The sequence below is a fragment of the Streptomyces sp. NPDC033180 genome (assembly GCF_055577645.1).
Genome location: NZ_JBVIPU010000013.1, coordinates 130,077 through 147,265, shown reverse-complemented (window position 1 = coordinate 147,265; position 17,189 = coordinate 130,077). Strand labels below are relative to the sequence as shown.

The following is a 17,189-nucleotide window of genomic DNA, read 5'->3' as shown; positions in this document are numbered from 1 at the left end:
GCGTCTTCAGCCGATCCAGGTGGTCAGGGCGCCGACCAGCGCCGCGGCCCCCGTCACGCGCAGCGCGCCGACCGCCTGCGGGTCCCACTCGCGCCAGGCGGGAGTGCGCCGCTCGGGGGCGCGTACGAGAGCGCGTTCGGGGCCGCCGACGGGATGCGCGGCCAGCCGCGGGTCGACGGTGACCTCGCGGACGCCGAGCGGCTCGGTGAGCGACCGCAGCGCAGGCTCCGAGAGCCTGATCCAGGTCTGGCGGTCACCGAGGGCGGTGCTGAGCCGCTGGGGCGTGGTGAAGGCCACGGCGGTGCGGCCGCCCACGGGTGTGCGGAACAGGCGGGCGACGCAGCCCGCGGGTCCCGGCCGGACGGGGACGAAGAGCGGTCCGGCCGGGCCGGGTTCGGACGGCTCGGGGTCCTCGCCGCACTGGGGCACTGCCATGGGGTTCCTCCTTGAGGATGCTGTTCGGTGAAGGGCGGCCCCCCGGGGCCGGGCGGGAACCCGGGGGCCTGCACCGACGCTATGCCCGGCACCAGGTACCAACCTCCCCACCATGACGGGACGTTGACGGATGAGCAGCCGGTGTTGACGAGGGTTTGACGCGAGCGGAGGAACGCGCCGGCGGTCACATCAGCGGTGCGTCAAGAGTCGAGCTCGACGGCGCGTGCGGGCCGGGGGCGCCTCTAGCGTCGCCTCATGGCCCGACGTACCACGCGCCCCGCACGGCGCACCTCCGGCGTCCCCGCGACGCCCCGGAAGCACGCCCCGTGGACGCACGCCCCTTGGACGCACGACCTCACCTGGGCCGGGGACGCCCGCTCAGCGGCCGCCTGCGCCACGCTGCTGTTCGGACTGCTGCTCGCCCTTGACGCGGCGACCGGCGGGCTCGGCGTCCGGCGCGCGCTGCTCTGGCTGGGGCTCGGCGTGCTGCTGTTCGCCGTGCTGACGCCGCCGCGCGTGGCGGCGCACGGCACGACCCTGGTCTCCCGTGGCCCGGTCCGCGTCCGGTCGGTGCGCCTCGACCGGCTCGTGGCGGTGCGCCGTCGCGACGGCATCGCGCCTCGGCTCGTCCTGCGGGACGCGTCCGGTGGCGAGGTCCTCCTTGACCCCGAGGTACTCGTCGTCAATCCGGCGCTCTGGCGTCTCGTCGCCGCGGGTGCGCGCACATCTGTCGCCGACGGATCGCTCCTTAGCGGGACGACCGCCTTGCGCCGGCTCTCGGACCGTGTCGACCGCGAGACGGCTGAGGGGGTCTTCAGGGCCTCTGGCCTGGAATGACTCCGGAGCGGGCGTGGAGGGGCCCGGGCCACGCGCCGCCGTAGCCGCCCGCTCGTTTGAGATCAAGAGAGTTCGGAAGAGGCCAAGGTCACAGCCCTGGACGGCACCGAGTGCCAGGGGTTCCGCCCTAGCATCATGCCCATGACGGTCCTGCCTGACGACGGGCTTTCCCTGGCCGCCGAGTTCCCTGATGCGACCCATGAGCAGTGGCAGCGCCTGGTGGAAGGCGTGCTGCGCAAATCGGGTAAGGACGTATCGGGGCCGGCCGCCGAGGAAGCGCTGTCCACCGCACTCGAGGACGGGCTCAGCACCCGCCCCCTGTACACCGCCCGCGAAGCCGCGCCCGACGCCGGTTACCCGGGTTTCGCCCCCTTTGTCAGGGGCGGCACCGCCGCGGGCAGTGCCGCGGCCGGCTGGGACGTACGGCAGCGGCACGCGGCCACGGATCCCGTGGGCTCGAACGAGACCGTGCTCGCGGACCTGGAGAACGGCGTCACCTCGCTGTGGCTCGGCATCGGCCCCGGCGCTCTGCCGGTGTCCGGCATAGCGCGCGCTCTTGATGGCGTCTACCTCGACCTGGCGCCACTCGCCCTGGACGCGGGCGCCGAATGCGAGCCCGCCGCACGCGAGTTGTTCCGGCTCTACGAGGAGCGGGGCGTCCCGAAGGACGCGGCGCGCGGCACCCTCGGCGCGGACCCCCTGGGCCACGAGGCCCGCACCGGCGAGCGGCTCGACCCGGCCGCCGCGCTCGAACTGGCCCGGCTGTGCGGGCAGGAGTACCCGAACCTCCGCGCGCTCGCCGTCGACGCCCTGCCGTACCACGAGGCGGGCGGCTCGGCCGGGCAGGAGCTCGGCGCATCGCTCGCCACGGCGGTCGCCTACCTGCGCGAGCTGACCGAGACGGGGCTCACCGTCGAAGCGGCCTGCGCCCAGCTGGAGTTCCGGTACGCGGCCACCGCCGACCAGTTCCTGACCATCGCCAAGCTGCGGGCCGCCCGGCGGCTCTGGGCGCGCGTGGCCGAGGTGTGCGGCGCCCCGGAGGCGGGGGCGCAGCGCCAGCACGCCGTGACCTCGCCGGTGATGATGTCCCGTCGCGACCCGTGGGTGAACATGCTGCGCACGACGGTGGCCTGCCTCGGCGCGGGCGTCGGCGGCGCGGACTCGGTGACGGTCCTGCCGTTCGACCACTCGCTCGGCCTTCCGGACGCGTTCGCGCGCCGCATCGCCCGCAACACCTCGACGATCCTCCTGGAGGAGTCGCATCTCGCTCGCGTGATCGACCCGGCGGGCGGCTCCTGGTACGTGGAGCGGCTCACCGCCGAACTGGCGTACGCGGGCTGGGAGTTCTTCCAGGAGATCGAGCGCGCGGGCGGCCAGGCCGCGGCTCTGCGCTCCGGTCTGATCGGCGAACGGCTCGCCGCCACCTGGGCCAAGCGCAGCGAGAAGCTGGCCAAGCGGCGCGAACCGATCACCGGCGTCAGCGAGTTCCCGAACCTGACGGAGCGTCCGGTCGAGCGCGAGGCCCCGCCCGCCGAGGCGTCCGGCGGTCTGCCGCGCGTCCGCCGCGACGAGGCGTACGAGGTCCTGCGTTCCCGCTCGGACGCGCACCTCGCATCGACTGGGGCCCGCCCCCGGGTGTTCATCGCCGCGCTCGGCCCCGCCGCCGCGCACACCGCACGGGCCTCCTTCGCGTCGAATCTCTTCCAGGCGGGCGGCATCGAGGCCGTACACGAACCGGTGACGGTGGACGCGACGACGGCCGCAGAGGCGTTCAAGGCCAGCGGCGCCACGGTGGCATGTCTCTGCTCCAGCGACGCGCTCTACGAAGAGAAGGCCGAAGCGGTCGCCGAAGCGCTCGGGTCGGCAGGCGCGCGGCGGGTGTTCCTCGCGGGACGGCCCGCCGAGTATGCCGCCGTCGACGCGTATGTCTTCGCGGGCTGCGACGCCGTGTCCGTGCTCTCCTCCACCCTCGACCACATGGGAGTGGCGTAATGGCGATCCCCGACTTCTCCGGCGTCGGTCTGACGCCGGACGCCTCGTCCGAGGTCCCGAAAACCGAGGTCTCCAAGGACCAGTGGCGCAGCGCCGTCAAGGAGTCCACCGGCAAGGCCGACGACGATCTGCTGTGGGAGACGCCGGAGGGCATCGCGGTCAAGCCGCTGTACACGGGCGCCGACCTCGAAGGCCTCGACTTCCTGGAGACGTACCCCGGTGTCGCGCCCTACCTTCGCGGCCCCTACCCGACGATGTACGTCAACCAGCCCTGGACGATCCGGCAGTACGCCGGGTTCTCCACCGCCGAGGAGTCCAACGCCTTCTACCGCCGCAACCTCGCGGCAGGCCAGAAGGGCCTCTCGGTCGCCTTCGACCTGCCGACGCACCGCGGTTACGACAGCGACCACCCGCGGGTGACCGGCGACGTCGGCATGGCGGGCGTGGCGATCGACTCGATCTACGACATGCGTCAGCTCTTCGACGGCATTCCGCTGGACAAGATGACGGTGTCGATGACGATGAACGGCGCCGTGCTCCCCGTGCTCGCGCTCTACATCGTGGCCGCCGAGGAACAGGGCGTGCCGCCCGAGAAACTTGCCGGGACCATCCAGAACGACATCCTCAAAGAGTTCATGGTCCGCAACACCTACATCTATCCGCCCAAGCCCTCGATGCGGATCATCTCCGACATCTTCGCGTACACCTCGCAGAAGATGCCGCGCTACAACTCCATCTCGATCTCCGGCTATCACATCCAGGAGGCGGGCGCGACGGCCGACCTGGAGCTGGCGTACACCCTCGCGGACGGTGTGGAGTATCTGCGGGCCGGTCAGGAAGCGGGCCTGGACGTCGACGCGTTCGCGCCGCGACTCTCCTTCTTCTGGGCGATCGGCATGAACTTCTTCATGGAGGTCGCCAAGCTCCGCGCGGCTCGGCTCCTGTGGGCGAAGCTGGTCAAGCAGTTCGACCCGAAGAACGCCAAGTCGCTCTCGCTGCGCACCCATTCGCAGACCTCGGGCTGGTCGCTCACCGCGCAGGACGTGTTCAACAACGTCACGCGTACGTGCGTCGAGGCGATGGCCGCGACGCAGGGCCACACCCAGTCGCTGCACACGAACGCACTCGACGAGGCCCTCGCCCTGCCGACCGACTTCTCCGCGCGCATCGCCCGCAACACCCAGCTGCTCATCCAGCAGGAGTCGGGCACGACGCGGACGATCGACCCGTGGGGCGGCAGCGCGTACGTCGAGAAGCTGACGCACGACCTGGCACGGCGTGCCTGGCAGCACATCGAGGAGGTCGAGGCGGCGGGCGGCATGGCGCAGGCCATCGACGCGGGCATCCCCAAGCTGCGCGTCGAGGAGGCCGCGGCGCGCACGCAGGCGCGGATCGACTCGGGGCGCCAGCCCGTCATCGGCGTCAACAAGTACCGGGTGGAGACCGACGAGCAGATCGACGTCCTCAAGGTCGACAACTCCTCCGTACGCAGCCAGCAGATCGCCAAGCTGGAGCGGCTGCGCGCGGAGCGCGACGAGGCGGCCTGCCAGGACGCGCTGCGGGCGCTGACGGCGGCGGCCGAGCGTGACCCCGGTCCGGGCCTGGAGGGCAATCTCCTCGCGCTCGCGGTCGACGCGGCCCGCGCGAAGGCGACGGTCGGGGAGATCTCCGACGCCCTGGAGACCTCGTACGGGCGGCACGCGGGGCAGATCCGTACGATCTCCGGTGTGTACCGCACCGAAGCAGGCTCGTCCCCGTCCGTGGAACGCACCCGCACGCTCGTCTCGTCCTTCGAGGAGGCCGAGGGGCGCCGTCCGCGCATCCTGGTCGCCAAGATGGGCCAGGACGGCCACGACCGCGGCCAGAAGGTCATCGCCACGGCCTTCGCCGACCTCGGCTTCGACGTGGACGTCGGCCCGCTCTTCCAGACCCCGGCGGAGGTCGCGCGCCAGGCGGTCGAGGCGGACGTGCACATCGTCGGCGTCTCCTCGCTGGCCGCCGGGCACCTGACCCTCGTACCGGCGCTGCGTGCGGAGCTGGCCGCCGAGGGCCGCGAGGACATCATGATCGTGGTGGGCGGTGTGATCCCGCCGCAGGACGTGCCGACGCTCCTGGAGATGGGCGCCGCTGCGGTCTTCCCGCCCGGCACCGTGATCCCGGACGCCGCCTACGACCTGGTGAAGCGGCTGGCGGCCGACCTCGGCCACGAGCTGTGAGCATGGCGGCGCCGCGGATCGACATCGACGCCTACGTCAAGGGCGTACTCGACGGGAAGCGGGCGCAGATCGCGCGTGCCATCACGCTCGTCGAGTCGACCCGGCCGCAACACCGGTCCCTCGCCCAGGAGTTGCTGACCCAGCTGCTTCCGCACAGCGGGCGGGCGCGGCGGATCGGCATCAGCGGGGTGCCCGGCGTGGGCAAGTCCACGTTCATCGACGCGCTCGGCACGATGCTGACCGGCCTCGGGCACCGGGTCGCGGTCCTCGCCGTCGACCCGTCGTCCACGCGCACGGGCGGCTCGATCCTCGGCGACAAGACGCGGATGGAACGCCTCGCGGTGGACCCGGCGGCGTTCGTGCGCCCCTCGCCCACCGCGGGGACACTCGGCGGGGTCGCGAAGGCGACGCGCGAGTCGATCGTGGTGATGGAGGCGGCGGGCTACGACGTGGTGCTCGTGGAGACGGTGGGCGTGGGCCAGTCGGAGACGGCGGTGGCGAACATGGTCGACTCGTTCCTCCTCCTCTCCCTGGCCCGCACCGGCGACCAGCTGCAGGGCATCAAGAAGGGGGTCCTCGAACTCGCGGACGTCCTCGCCATCAACAAGGCGGACGGCCCGCACGAACGTGACGCGCGCTCGGCGGCGCGTGAACTCGCGGGCGCGCTACGTCTCATGCACCCGGCGGACGCGGCCTGGACTCCCCCGGTGCTCAGTTGCAGCGCGCGCGAGTCCAGCGGCCTGAACGAGGTGTGGGACCGCCTGGAACAGCACCGCACGCTCCTCGACTCCACGGGCCGCCTCGCCGCCAAGCGACGCGACCAGCAGGTGGACTGGACGTGGACGATGGTGCGGGACGAGCTCCTGGACCGGCTGCGGGGGAACGGCGCCGTACGGGATATGGCCCCTGACCTCGAACAGCGGGTACGGGAGGGCACGTTGACGGCTACTTTGGCGGCCGAGCGGATTCTGGAGGCGTTTCAGGGGGGCGGGGAGGGTTCGGGCTGACCGTGCCGGCCGGGCTGACCCACGAGAACCCTGACGAAAGTAGTGGGTTGCTCAGCACCTTGGTCGATGCCGGACGACTCGCTCGTTCTTCGCCCCGGCCCCGTCGGCCGGAACCGGCCGCCCCCTCCTCGTGCTCGGCACCGCAAGGACCACAACCCCCTTGCCGAAGATGCCACCTGGCCACGTCAGTAGCACCGCCTGCACGGCTGCAAGCGCTGGCTCACGGTCGCTGACTCCGGCCATCTCACCTTCACCGACCTGCCGATACTCGGCGGTCAGTTCACGTGACCGATCCGTCGGCCCCGCTCTCCGGCAAGCGGTCGGAGAGATCACCACCGGATATGTGGCGGCCTTCTTCGACAAGCTTCTCCGCGACCGGCGCCGCCTCCTCCTCGACGGCCCCTCGAAGGCCGGCCCGCAGGTCACCTTCCACTCGCCCTGACCATGGCCCCCTCCGCCGCCCGGCGACGTCACGCCGTAGATTCGATCTGTGCGCGCCCCGCCCGGCACGCACCCGGATGCCCGCATCACCCGTCGAAGGAGCCACCCGCCCCATGCCCACCGCTGACTCCGACGAAGCTCCCGTCCTCCTGCGCACCGACGGCCGCGCGGGACACATCGTCCTCAACCGCCCCCGTGCCATCAACGCCCTCAACCACGCCATGGTCCGGCTGATGGACGACGCGCTCACCGCTTGGGAGCGGGACGACGCCGTCGCCACCGTCGTTCTCACCGGCGCCGGTGCGCGAGGACTGTGTGCGGGGGGCGACATCCGGTCCATCCATGACGACATCCGTGCGGGGGGCGGCGCCGCGTCCGTGGCCTTCTGGCGTGACGAGTACCGGCTCAACGCCCGCATCGCCCGTTATCCGAAGCCGTACGTGGCCGTCATGGACGGGATCGTGATGGGCGGCGGGGTCGGCGTCTCGGCGCACGGCAGCGTGCGGATCGTCACCGAGCGCTCCCGGATCGCCATGCCGGAGACCGGGATCGGCTTCGTGCCGGACGTCGGCGGTACGTATCTGCTGACGCGGGCGCCCGGCGAACTCGGCACCCACCTCGCGCTGACCGGCTCGGCGGTGGGCGCGGGCGACGCGCTCCTGTGCGGCCTGGCCGACCACTACGTACCGTCGGAGAGGCTGGCGGAGTTCACGGACGCGCTTGCCGATGCCGACGTGAGCGAGGTCGTCGCGGAGTACGCCGCCGCCGCGCCCGGGGGCGAACTCGCCGCCCAGCGCGAGTGGATCGACGCCTGCTACGCCGCCGACTCCGTGGAGGAGATCGTCGACCGGCTGTACAACTCCGGTGACCGGGCGGCCAAGGAGACGGCCGAGGCCATCCTCGGCAAGTCGCCGACCTCCCTGAAGGTCACCCTGGCCGCCCTGCGCCGGGCCCGCGCCCTCGCCTCCCTGGAGCAGGTGCTCGACCAGGAGTACCGCGTGTCGGCCACCGCGATCACCGCGCCGGACATGGTCGAGGGCATCCGCGCCCAGGTCGTCGACAAGGACCGCGATCCGCACTGGTCCCCCGCCGAACTCACCCAGGTGACCGAAGCGGACGTGGCCCGCCACTTCGCGCCGCGCGACGGCGACGAGCTCGGTCTCGCCCCGGGGACGGGCTCACGGTGACCCTGATCCGGATCCTGGACGCGCCCGCTAGGGCGGATCGATCTCCGTGACCACCGCGAGCAGCTGGAACGGCTGTTCCTTGTCCCACTGGGAGACGCCGAGAGCGATCCACTGCTCGTCCACCCGCCACAGATGAAGGTCCGGCACCGAGGAGCTCAGCGAGCCCCAGGGCTCCGGTATGTCCTCGGCCGCATCGGCCTCGTCCCCGGCGTCGTACATCTCGCCCTGCGCTCGCTCGAAGAGGCTCGCCAGGCTGAATATCCGGGGCGCTCCCCAGCGCTCGGCGAGCAGGACCGTCAGACTGTCGCGCTCGGCGTCGTACTGGTCCGAGGTCGCCTCCCACTCCGTCCCGTCGTCCTCCCAGAAGTCGCCGCTCGTCAGTAACTCGGCGATGTGATACCCGGGACCGCCGACGCCGCACGGCGACCTGCCGCGCTCAGCGGGGAACTCCCGTGAGCGCAGCAGGTCGATCGCGGCGAGATGCTCTGCGGTACTCATGACACCCAGTAAAGCGGCCACCACTGACAACTGGCCCGCCGTCAGGCCCTCGGCGTCGCCATCCGGACACGAGCCGCACGGCGCGAGCCGCACGGCACGTCACGCGTCGCGCCGCCGCACCGCCCACCAGCCCGCGAGCAGCGCGGCGGCCGCCCACGCCGCGGTGACGGCAAGCCCCGCCCAGGGCCCGAGAGTTCCGGACGGGTTCTCGTGGAGCACCTGCTGTCCCGCCCGGTCCGGCAGGAAGTCCGCGACGCCGCTCGCCACGTCCCCGACCACGAAGGACACGATCAGAGTGAACGGGATGAGGATGCTCAGAACGGCGACGCCGCTGCGCAGCAGCATGGTCAGGCCCGCGGCGAGCAGCGCCATGAGCGCGAGGTAGATGCCTCCGCCGACGCACGCCCGGACGGCACCGTCGTGGCCGAGGCCGATGGCGTACTCCCCCAGGAACGCCTGCCCGGTCAGGAAGCCGACGAAGCTGGTGAGTACCCCCACGCCGAGGGCGAGCGCGCCCACCACCGCGACCTTGGCCCCGTAGAAGAGCCCTCTGCGCGGCACCGCGGAGAGCGAGATCCGCAGCGCGCCTTCAGGTACTCGCAGGACATGGCCGTCGTTCCGAAGCTGATGGCGGCGATCTGGCCGAAGTTGAGCGCGTAGAAGGCACCGAAGAGCGGTTCGTATTCGGCGTTGCCCGCCTCCGTCGTGCCGACCGCGGCGAACGCGAGGACGGTGATGGCGACGGTGGCCACGAACACGGCAATGAGCGAACCGAGGCTGGCACGCACCGACTTGATCTTGATCCACTCCGAGCGGAGCACGGCGGTCGTCGACATGGTCAGCCCTCCCGGCGGGGCGTCGAGGGGACAGTGGCGAACTCGGTGTCGTCGGCCGTGAGGGCGAGGTAGGCCTGCTCCAAGGAGGCCTGCTCGTCGGAGAGTTCGAGGAGGGCTATGCCGTGGCCCGCGGCAAGGGAACCGATCTCGTCGGACTTCGCGCCGTCCACCGCCCAGCGGCCGTCATCGCCCGCCGTCATCGCGTACCCCTTGCCCTCCAGGAGCCCCCGCAGCCGGTCGCTCTCCGGCGTGCGCAGCCGCACCCGCGGGCTGCTGTGCGCCGCGATGAAGTCCGGCATCGAGGTGTCCGCCAGCAGCTTGCCGCGGCCGAGGACCACCAGGTGGTCGGCGAACGTGGCGGTCTCGTTCATGAGATGGCTGGACACGAGAACCGTCCGGCCCTCGCGGGCGAGGCGCCGCAGCAGTTCGCGGATCCAGATGATGCCTTCGGGGTCGAGCCCGTTGGACGGCTCGTCCAGCATGATGACGCGCGGGTCGCCGAGCAGCGCCGCCGCGATGCCCAGGCGCTGGCGCATGCCGAGGGAGAACGTCTTGATCCGGCGCCCCGCCACGGAGGCGAGGCCCGCCTCTTCGAGCACCTCCTCCACCCGGCGGGCGGGGACGCGGTTGCTCGCGGCGAGGGCGAGGAGGTGGTTGCGTGCGCTGCGCGATCCGTGTGCGGCCTGGGCGTCGAGCAGGGCCCCCACGCGGCGCAGGGGTTCGTCGATGGCCGCATAGGGGCGGCCGCCCACCGTCGCCGTGCCCGAAGTGGGCCGGTCGAGACCGAGGACGAGCCGCATGGTGGTGGACTTGCCGGCGCCGTTGGGGCCGAGGAACCCGGGGTGATCTACGCTGACCGGATGCCGGTCACCGTCCTGCTCGTCGACGACGAACCCCTCGTACGCGCGGGCCTGCGCGCGGTCCTCGAGGCACAGCCCGACATCGAGGTGGTCGGCGAGGCGGCCGATGGCGCGGCTGTGATTCCGCTCGTGCGTCAACTGCGGCCCGACGTGGTCGCCATGGACGTCCGCATGCCGCTCCTGGACGGCATCGAGGCCACGCGCGCGGTTCTGCGCACCGTGCAGGACCCGCCGAAGATCCTCGTCGTGACGACCTTCGAGAACGACGAGTACGTGTACGAGGCGCTGCGCGCGGGTGCCGACGGCTTCCTGCTCAAGCGCGCCCGCCCGGCGGAGATCGTGAACGCAGTCCGTCTGGTCGCGGAGGGCGAGTCGCTGCTGTTCCCCGCGGCGGTGCGGCAGCTGGCGGGCGAGTACGGCCGGCGGCCCGGCAACGCGGCGGCCAGGGCGGCCCTCGACCGGGCCGCGCTCACCGAACGCGAGGCGGACGTGCTGCGTCTCATGACGCGCGGCCTGTCGAACGCGGAGATCGCGAAGGAGCTGATCGTCGGCGCCGAAACGGTCAAGTCGCATGTGAGTTCCGTGCTGGCGAAGCTGGGGGCCCGCGACCGGACGCAGGCGGTCATCGCCGCGTACGAATCCGGTTTCGTCGCGCCGGGGTGAACGAGCGGGCGCCCCGGCGGGCCGGCACCCGATGCCGTCGGGTCCTAAGCGGTACCGCCCCGGACGATCGTCGGGAGTGGCCCTTCCTCGGGGTAGCGCCGCAGCGGCCCGCCCTCCTGGTCCGGTTCCACGACCCGGGCCAGCTCCGAACCGTTCTCCGAGCGGGCGAACTGGGCGACGCAGTCGCCGTTGTCCAGCGAGCGGGGCAACCGCGGTCCGACGACGAGGGTGTTGAAGCAGTTCTCCGCCGACAGGTTCATGGTGGCGCCCACGGCGAGGCTGTTGGCCAGGACGACCCAGGCGCCGATCACCTCGACGCACCGCTGGGCGGCCTGCCGGTCCCAGCGCACGCTCTCCCTGCTGATCGGTGAGGCGAGCAGCGGCACGAAGAGGTGGGAGACCCCGAAGGCACGCAGCGGCGCCTCCCAGTCGGTCGACTGCTTGATGTCCTCGCACACCAGGACCGCCACACGCCCGATCGCGGTTTCGGCGACGGTGACGACGTCTCCACGCTCCAGGAACTCCGCGGCCGCCTCGTGCTCCGGACGGCCCGGCAGCTGCCATCTGTCCGCCTGCCCTTTGCCCATGGTGAAACCGTGCATCTTGTCGTGGGTCAGGAGGGTCTCCCCGGTGGAACGGTCCACCAGGACGGCACGGTTCGGCAGCAGGTCACCCTCGCCCAGAGGGCCGGTTCCCAGGAGCACCCACCGCAGACGGCTGCCTTCAGGGTCTTTGCCGATGTGGGTGGCCCAGTGGTCCAGGAGCGCGTTGGACAGTGTGCTCTCCGGCATCACTCCGATCTCCGCACCCGAGTCGTCGAGGTTCTTCACCACGTGGTCGATGCGGTAGCGCAGACGTTCGTCCTGCGGCAACACCTTGTAAAAGGTTTTGCCGTCGACCTGGGGAAAATCGAACTCCAGATCCTCATAGCTCTCCAGTAATGGTGCAGACCCTATAGGAATCGCTTTCTTTCCTGAGAAATGTGCACCGTTTCGCTGCTTGAATCCGATGTGGCGCACGTTCCTGCAGTGGTCTTCAGCCACGCGATGCACGTTGTTGAAGAAGTCGGGCTTCCCCGTGGGCTGCACGAGCAGCTTCCCCGGCCGCGTACAGCGGGGCAGCACCTTTCCGGTCGTCGTTCCGTCCGGGTCATTGAGCTGATTCTTCTCGTTGTACCGGCGGGCGATCCTGGTCAGGAGCGACGCGCAGCGCGCACCACTGAACGGGTTGACAGCGCCGAGTGCCTGGTCAAGGCCGATCAGTACGGCGAAGACACCCTTGTCGCCATACCGCTCGAAGACCTCCTCGACGCGGGCGGTGTCGGCGCTGCCGAAGGACTCCACGTCCTCGCACACTTCCTCGGCCAGCCGGTGCACGGTCTCGTCGCCGTGCCACTCGTTCGCCTCGAGTCCCCGGAAGGGACGGTCCGGGAGGAGGTCGTAGAGAACCGCGAAGAGATCCGCCGGGTCCGTGGGCAGAAGAATACCTTTGATCGAATGTTTGCCACCGCTTGCTGACATACTTTCGTTCATGATCCCCCCCGAGTCCATGCCGCTTAACCAGATATTAACGCAGCGCGCCGTCATATTCACAAAGAACTTGACGAAAATTCCACACACACGGCAGCACGGATCTTGCAAACGCCCAGAAGAATCTTGGCGCCCTCACTTGACACTCAGTTGACATCGCTCCACGCTGGAAAGGTCGGTCAACTCGGGGGAGAGGGAAACGGTGAGTGACATGAGTGACGGAAGGCGCCATCGATACGATCGAGCAACCGAGGTCCAGAGCCTGATCGACGAAATGAAGTCGTCGGAGAAGATATCCGACGGGCTGTTCAGTTCGCTGGGCATGATGGTCACCGACGCCTCGCTGGCCGGCGACGAAGAGGCTCTGGAGGCGGCTCACGAGGGGCTGCGCCGTCAGTACGGGCGCCTTCGCCAACTGCGCGACAGCCAGGGAGAGTCGTCCGCCGAGTTACGTGGACGCCTGCTCGGGCTCATCGATGTGACGTACTGGGCGCTGCGCCGCCTGCCGTCCACCCTGCAACTCTCGCTCGACCCGACAGGCCACGCGGCGCGGTTCCTCGTCGAGGTGGCCCGGCAGCCGGGCCAGAGCAACTCCCAGCTCGCCGCTCGACTCGACGTGGACATCACCGAGGTCAGCCGCATCGGGCGGAAGATGATCGACGCCGATGTGGCCTGGAAGCGCCGCGAGTGGCGGCAGAACTCCTGGGACATCACCCCGCGCGGCCGGCAGTACCTCGAGGAAACCGGCCTGTACCGACGCGAGGCCCACCCCGAGCCCAGCCCCCACCCCCGACAACAGCCTTCGGACTTCGACTACTTCGCGGGGATCAAGGTCCGGCCCGGACACCTGTCAGGTGTCGTGACCGACGCCAAGGGCACAGCCATCGCGCGCGCCCACCGCAGGCTGAAGCCCGTCTGGACCGCGCACGAGGCGGTCACGGTGCTCGCGGAGTTCGTCCGCGAACTGCTCGCCGAGGCTCCGTCGGCCCGGGCACCGGCGGCTGCCGGCCGGGTCGGGCTCGGAGTTGAGATCGGCGGCCATGTGGACGCGGCCCGCGGCCACGTCGTCTACGCCCCCAACTACGCCGTAGGAGCGGGCTGGTCGCGCTTCTCCCTCGCGGAGCCGCTCCATCGGGCGACCGGGCTGCCGACCGTCCTCGAGAACGACGCCAACGCGCTCGCCCAGCTGGAGAACTCCCTGACCCGACCCGCGACCGGACGTACCGAGGCCGCGGTGATCCTCGACCAGGGCGTCGGCGCGGGACTGATGGTCAACGGCCGCATCCACCACGGGGCGACGGGCTCCGCGGGGGAGATCGGCCACGTGGTGGTGCAGTCCAACGGCCCCTTGTGCAGCTGCGGCAACCGCGGATGCCTCGAGAGCGTCGCGGGCACCGATGTCATCGCCGAAGACATCCGTGGTCTGACCGAACGGTCCGCCGAAGGCCTGGACGCCGCACTGGCCCTGCTGTCCGATGCCGCATGCCGCAAGTACGTCGAGGACGTGCTCGGCAGGACCGGAGAGGCCCTGGGGCTCGGCCTCTCGGCGCTGATCAACCTGACCAACCCGGACCGGATCGTGCTCTACGGCCCCGGCGGACTGGTCTCGGACGGCGAATTCGACTCGGCTCGACTGTTCATGGCCGCCGTCCGCAGGACGGTGAGCCAGCAGGCCTTCTCGACGGCCGCCGACGACGTCACTCTGACAGCCAAGCCCTACGACGACGGGGTCGGCGCCCTGGCCGCCGCCGCGGTGGCCATGCAGTGCCTGAGCCATGATGGCCGATGACCGGGGTCCGTCGACCGTGGGAACCCAGTACGCAGGGACGCGGGACATCATCCTCCTGGCAGGCCTGCTGATCCTCATGGCTTCGACGCTCGGTGTCGCGCTCGTCCAGACGTGGCCACCCGCTCCCACACCCGGTGCCGCCCAGGGCGCGGACAGGGCGGCGCAGGTACGCGTGCTGTTCTGGTCCCCGGATCTGCTGCGCGAGACGAGGCTGTTCATCGTCGTCGCGTCCGCCGGGGGGCTGGGTGCGGTGATACACACGCTGCGTTCGCTCTACTGGTACGTGGGCAACCGCGGGCTGCGGCGCAGCTGGGTGCTGATGTACATCGTCGAGCCGTTCGCCGGGGCGGGTCTCGCGCTGGTCGTGTACTTCGTGCTGCGCGGCGGACTCACCACCACGATGGCGTCGTCCGCCGACATCAATCCGTACGGAGTGACCGCGCTGGGCGCGCTCGTCGGCATGTTCTCGCGGGAGACCGCGGGCAAGCTGCGTGCCGTGTTCGCGACTCTTCTCGCCCCGGCCGAGCAGGGCGCGGACACCATGGCGCCCACCGACGGCCCGCGACGCGGCGCGGGAGACGGCCCGAGGTGAGCCACAGTTGATCGGCACTCCGTGCCACAGGAGGGCCCGGCACTCGCAGCGGTCGGCCCCGGCGAGTACGATCCGCCCATCATGCGCACAAGCTGGGAGGACGGACGTTGGGGCGGCTGACCGGCGGGGATCCCTCTCTGCTGCGGCGGATCAACTCCGCGGTGGTGCTGCACGCGCTGCGTGCGGCGGACTTCGCGACACTCACCGAGGTCACCCGGGTGACCGGGCTCTCACGGCCGACCGTCGAGGGCGTGGTCGAAGGGTTGATCGAGGCCGGGCTCGTGGTGGAGACCGCAGCCGAGGAAGGCGCGGCCAGACGCCAGGGACGGCCCGCGCGGAGGTTTCGCTTCCGGGCCGAGGCGGGGCATCTGCTCGGCCTGGAGATCGGCCCGCATCGGGTGGCGGCCGTCCTGTCCGACCTGGACGGCCGGGTGATGGGGACCGCCGCCAAGGACGTGGACGAGACGGCGTCGGCGGACGAACGCATCGAGCGCCTGCGTACGGCGGTCGCCGATCTGCTGCGCCGTTGCGGGGTCGCCCGCAGCTCACTGCGCGCGGTCGGCGTCGGCAGCCCCGGGATCGTGGAGGCGGACGGCACGGTGCGCCTCGGGACGGCGCTGCCGGAGTGGACGGGTCTCCCGCTGGGCGAGCGCCTGCGTCGGTCCTTCAAGTGCCCGGTTCTGGTGGAGAACGACGCGAACACGGCGGCCGTGGCGGAGCACTGGAAGGGCGCGGCGGCCGAGTCCGACGACGTGGTGTTCGTCCTCGCGGGGCTCAGCCCGGGTGCCGGGGCGCTCATCGGCGGGCGGCTGCACCGCGGCTACGGCGGCGCCGCCGGGGAGATCGGAGCCCTGCATCTCCTTGGCCGTGACGTGACCCCGGAGACGCTCCTTTCGACCACGGACGAGCCGCTGCACCCGCTCGACGAGCAGGCGGTGGCGGAGGTGTTCGCCCACGCGCGCGAGGGCGACGAACGGGCGCGGCAGGCCGTCGAGCGGTTCATCCAGCGCCTGGTGCACGACGTGGCGGCGCTGGTGCTCGCGCTGGACCCCGAGCTGGTCGTCGTGGGCGGCTGGGCGGCCGGCCTGGACGGTGTTCTGGAGCCGCTGCGCCGCGAGTTGGCGCGTTACTGCCTGCGGCCGCCGCGGGTGGCCCTGTCGATGCTCGGCGAGGCCGCCGTCGCGACCGGCGCGCTGCGCCTGGCCCTCGACCATGTCGAGGAGGAGTTGTTCGCGGTCGAGGGGACGGTCACCGCGCGGCGCTGAGGCGCCACGCGGTGCACGGGAAGCGCGGCGTCAGGAAGCCTGGCGCTCCGGGCCGTGGTGGATCTCGACGCCGCCCGCGTCGCCGAACGTGAGGCGGCAGGTGTCCGCGCGGTACGTGGCCACGGATACCGCGGCGGTGCGTCCCTCGGCGAAGAAGCGGGTCGTCACGACGAGGACGGGGGCTCCGGGCAGCCGGTCGAGCGCCTTGGCGTCGTCCGCGCGGGCCGATCCGAGCTCGACGGCGCGGTCCTGACCCTCGAGGCCGAGCCGGTGCAGCTCGCGCAGCACGCCGCGCGCGCGTGCCGGTCCGGACGGGGCGTCGACGGCGGAGAGCTCCGCGACGGATGACAGCGGAACGTACAGCAGCTCGGCGGCCACGGGCTGGCCGTGCGAGACGCGCGTACGCCGCACGACGTGCACCTGCTCCTCGGGGCGGGCCGCGAGCGAGCGGGCCACTTCGGCGGGCGGGACCGCCGGCGCGCAGTCGGCGGGCTGCCAGGCGTCGCCGACCTCGCCCGGCCAGGTGCCTTGTGCGGATCCGACGGCCACACCCATCCGCGGCGGGGCGACGGTCGTGCCCACCCCGCGGCGGCGCTGCAGCCTGCCTTCCAGCTCGAGCTGCTCGAGTGCCTGACGGAGCGTGGCGCGGGCCACGCCGAACCGGGCCGCGAGATCACGCTCGTTGGGCAGGATCTCGCCGACGGTGAACTCGGAGTCGAGTGCCTCGCTGAGCACGGTCTTGAGGTGCCAGTACTTCGGCTCCGGAGCCGTTTCCAGCTGCGTGGTCCCCACCCTGTCCTCCGCAATCGCCGTGTGCCGACGGCTTTTTAGCGCCCTTGTTTATTAAAGGTTCCTGCACTATCTCTGCGACGATAGAGCGGCCCCCACCCTTGGTCAAGACCAATCCTGGATCCGTTACAGCGTGCACAGGGACGATGCCACAGAGCATTCACGCGATGTTGGCGTCGTGTCACGTACGCGTAGCGAACAAGACAAAAACCCCCGCCCTGTAAGGACGGGGGGTGACGGGGGTCCGCCGTCT

Annotated in this window: 14 protein-coding genes and 1 pseudogene; 9 read left to right on the top strand and 6 right to left on the bottom strand. The window is 71.2% G+C overall.

Features of this window, described 5'->3' with window-relative positions; all coding sequences use genetic code 11:
- Positions 1-6: 6 nt before the first annotated feature.
- Positions 7-435 carry an SAV_915 family protein gene (locus ACZ5WE_RS29380; RefSeq protein WP_467693421.1) on the bottom strand — a complete coding sequence of 143 codons (429 nt, stop codon included), beginning with the start codon at positions 433-435 and terminating at the stop codon, positions 7-9.
- Positions 436-690: 255 nt separating this feature from the next.
- Between ACZ5WE_RS29380 and ACZ5WE_RS29375 the strand changes: the two genes are divergently transcribed.
- The 5 genes from ACZ5WE_RS29375 (at position 691) to ACZ5WE_RS29355 (ending at position 8,115) form a co-directional block, all read left to right on the top strand.
- The gene (locus tag ACZ5WE_RS29375) at positions 691-1,272 is read left to right on the top strand and encodes a hypothetical protein (protein ID WP_467693420.1); all 582 of its coding nucleotides are present in this window, start codon (positions 691-693) and stop codon (positions 1,270-1,272) included.
- Positions 1,273-1,413: 141 nt separating this feature from the next.
- A complete protein-coding gene (locus ACZ5WE_RS29370; protein ID WP_467693418.1) occupies positions 1,414-3,264 on the top strand; it encodes a methylmalonyl-CoA mutase family protein in 1,851 nt (616 codons plus the stop codon).
- Positions 3,264-5,480, top strand: coding sequence for a methylmalonyl-CoA mutase (gene scpA, locus ACZ5WE_RS29365; protein ID WP_467693417.1), 2,217 nt, complete (start codon positions 3,264-3,266; stop codon positions 5,478-5,480). The genes ACZ5WE_RS29370 and scpA overlap by 1 nt, the downstream gene beginning before the upstream one ends.
- 2 nt (positions 5,481-5,482) lie before the next feature.
- Positions 5,483-6,487 (top strand): methylmalonyl Co-A mutase-associated GTPase MeaB, encoded by a 1,005-nt coding sequence (gene meaB / locus ACZ5WE_RS29360; protein ID WP_467693415.1) that lies wholly within the window; start codon positions 5,483-5,485, stop codon positions 6,485-6,487.
- 554 nt (positions 6,488-7,041) lie between these two features.
- On the top strand, positions 7,042-8,115 hold the full coding sequence (locus ACZ5WE_RS29355) for an enoyl-CoA hydratase/isomerase family protein (RefSeq protein WP_467693412.1): 1,074 nt from the start codon (positions 7,042-7,044) through the stop codon (positions 8,113-8,115).
- Between the two features lie 27 nt (positions 8,116-8,142).
- Here the strand turns inward: ACZ5WE_RS29355 and ACZ5WE_RS29350 are convergent, their stop codons facing one another.
- The 3 genes and pseudogenes from ACZ5WE_RS29350 to ACZ5WE_RS29340 all read right to left on the bottom strand — a co-directional run bounded on the left by ACZ5WE_RS29350 (position 8,143) and on the right by ACZ5WE_RS29340 (position 10,384).
- Positions 8,143-8,613, bottom strand: coding sequence for a hypothetical protein (locus ACZ5WE_RS29350; protein WP_467693411.1), 471 nt, complete (start codon positions 8,611-8,613; stop codon positions 8,143-8,145).
- A gap of 99 nt (positions 8,614-8,712) precedes the next feature.
- Positions 8,713-9,449, bottom strand: a pseudogene (locus ACZ5WE_RS29345) (ABC transporter permease).
- 2 nt (positions 9,450-9,451) lie between these two features.
- Positions 9,452-10,384 (bottom strand): ATP-binding cassette domain-containing protein, encoded by a 933-nt coding sequence (locus tag ACZ5WE_RS29340; protein WP_467693617.1) that lies wholly within the window; start codon positions 10,382-10,384, stop codon positions 9,452-9,454.
- On the opposite strand from ACZ5WE_RS29340, the gene ACZ5WE_RS29335 reads away from it, so the two are divergent.
- Positions 10,310-10,972: a response regulator transcription factor gene (locus ACZ5WE_RS29335; protein ID WP_467693410.1), complete on the top strand. Its 663-nt coding sequence runs from the start codon at positions 10,310-10,312 to the stop codon at positions 10,970-10,972. The genes ACZ5WE_RS29340 and ACZ5WE_RS29335 overlap by 75 nt on opposite strands.
- A gap of 44 nt (positions 10,973-11,016) precedes the next feature.
- On the opposite strand, the gene ACZ5WE_RS29330 is transcribed toward ACZ5WE_RS29335, so the two are convergent.
- Positions 11,017-12,492, bottom strand: coding sequence for a hypothetical protein (locus ACZ5WE_RS29330; RefSeq protein ID WP_467693408.1), 1,476 nt, complete (start codon positions 12,490-12,492; stop codon positions 11,017-11,019).
- A 220-nt stretch (positions 12,493-12,712) separates the two neighbouring features.
- Here ACZ5WE_RS29330 and ACZ5WE_RS29325 point away from each other — a divergent pair, with 220 nt between their 5' ends.
- The 3 genes from ACZ5WE_RS29325 to ACZ5WE_RS29315 all read left to right on the top strand — a co-directional run bounded on the left by ACZ5WE_RS29325 (position 12,713) and on the right by ACZ5WE_RS29315 (position 16,147).
- Positions 12,713-14,290: an ROK family protein gene (locus ACZ5WE_RS29325; protein WP_467693407.1), complete on the top strand. Its 1,578-nt coding sequence runs from the start codon at positions 12,713-12,715 to the stop codon at positions 14,288-14,290.
- Positions 14,291-14,306: 16 nt separating this feature from the next.
- Positions 14,307-14,882 (top strand): hypothetical protein, encoded by a 576-nt coding sequence (locus tag ACZ5WE_RS29320; RefSeq protein WP_467693405.1) that lies wholly within the window; start codon positions 14,307-14,309, stop codon positions 14,880-14,882.
- Between the two features lie 107 nt (positions 14,883-14,989).
- On the top strand, positions 14,990-16,147 hold the full coding sequence (locus tag ACZ5WE_RS29315) for an ROK family transcriptional regulator (protein ID WP_467693403.1): 1,158 nt from the start codon (positions 14,990-14,992) through the stop codon (positions 16,145-16,147).
- A gap of 30 nt (positions 16,148-16,177) precedes the next feature.
- Here ACZ5WE_RS29315 and ACZ5WE_RS29310 read toward each other — a convergent pair whose 3' ends face one another.
- Positions 16,178-16,939 (bottom strand): GntR family transcriptional regulator, encoded by a 762-nt coding sequence (locus ACZ5WE_RS29310; protein ID WP_467693401.1) that lies wholly within the window; start codon positions 16,937-16,939, stop codon positions 16,178-16,180.
- Between the last annotated feature and the right edge of the window lie 250 nt (positions 16,940-17,189).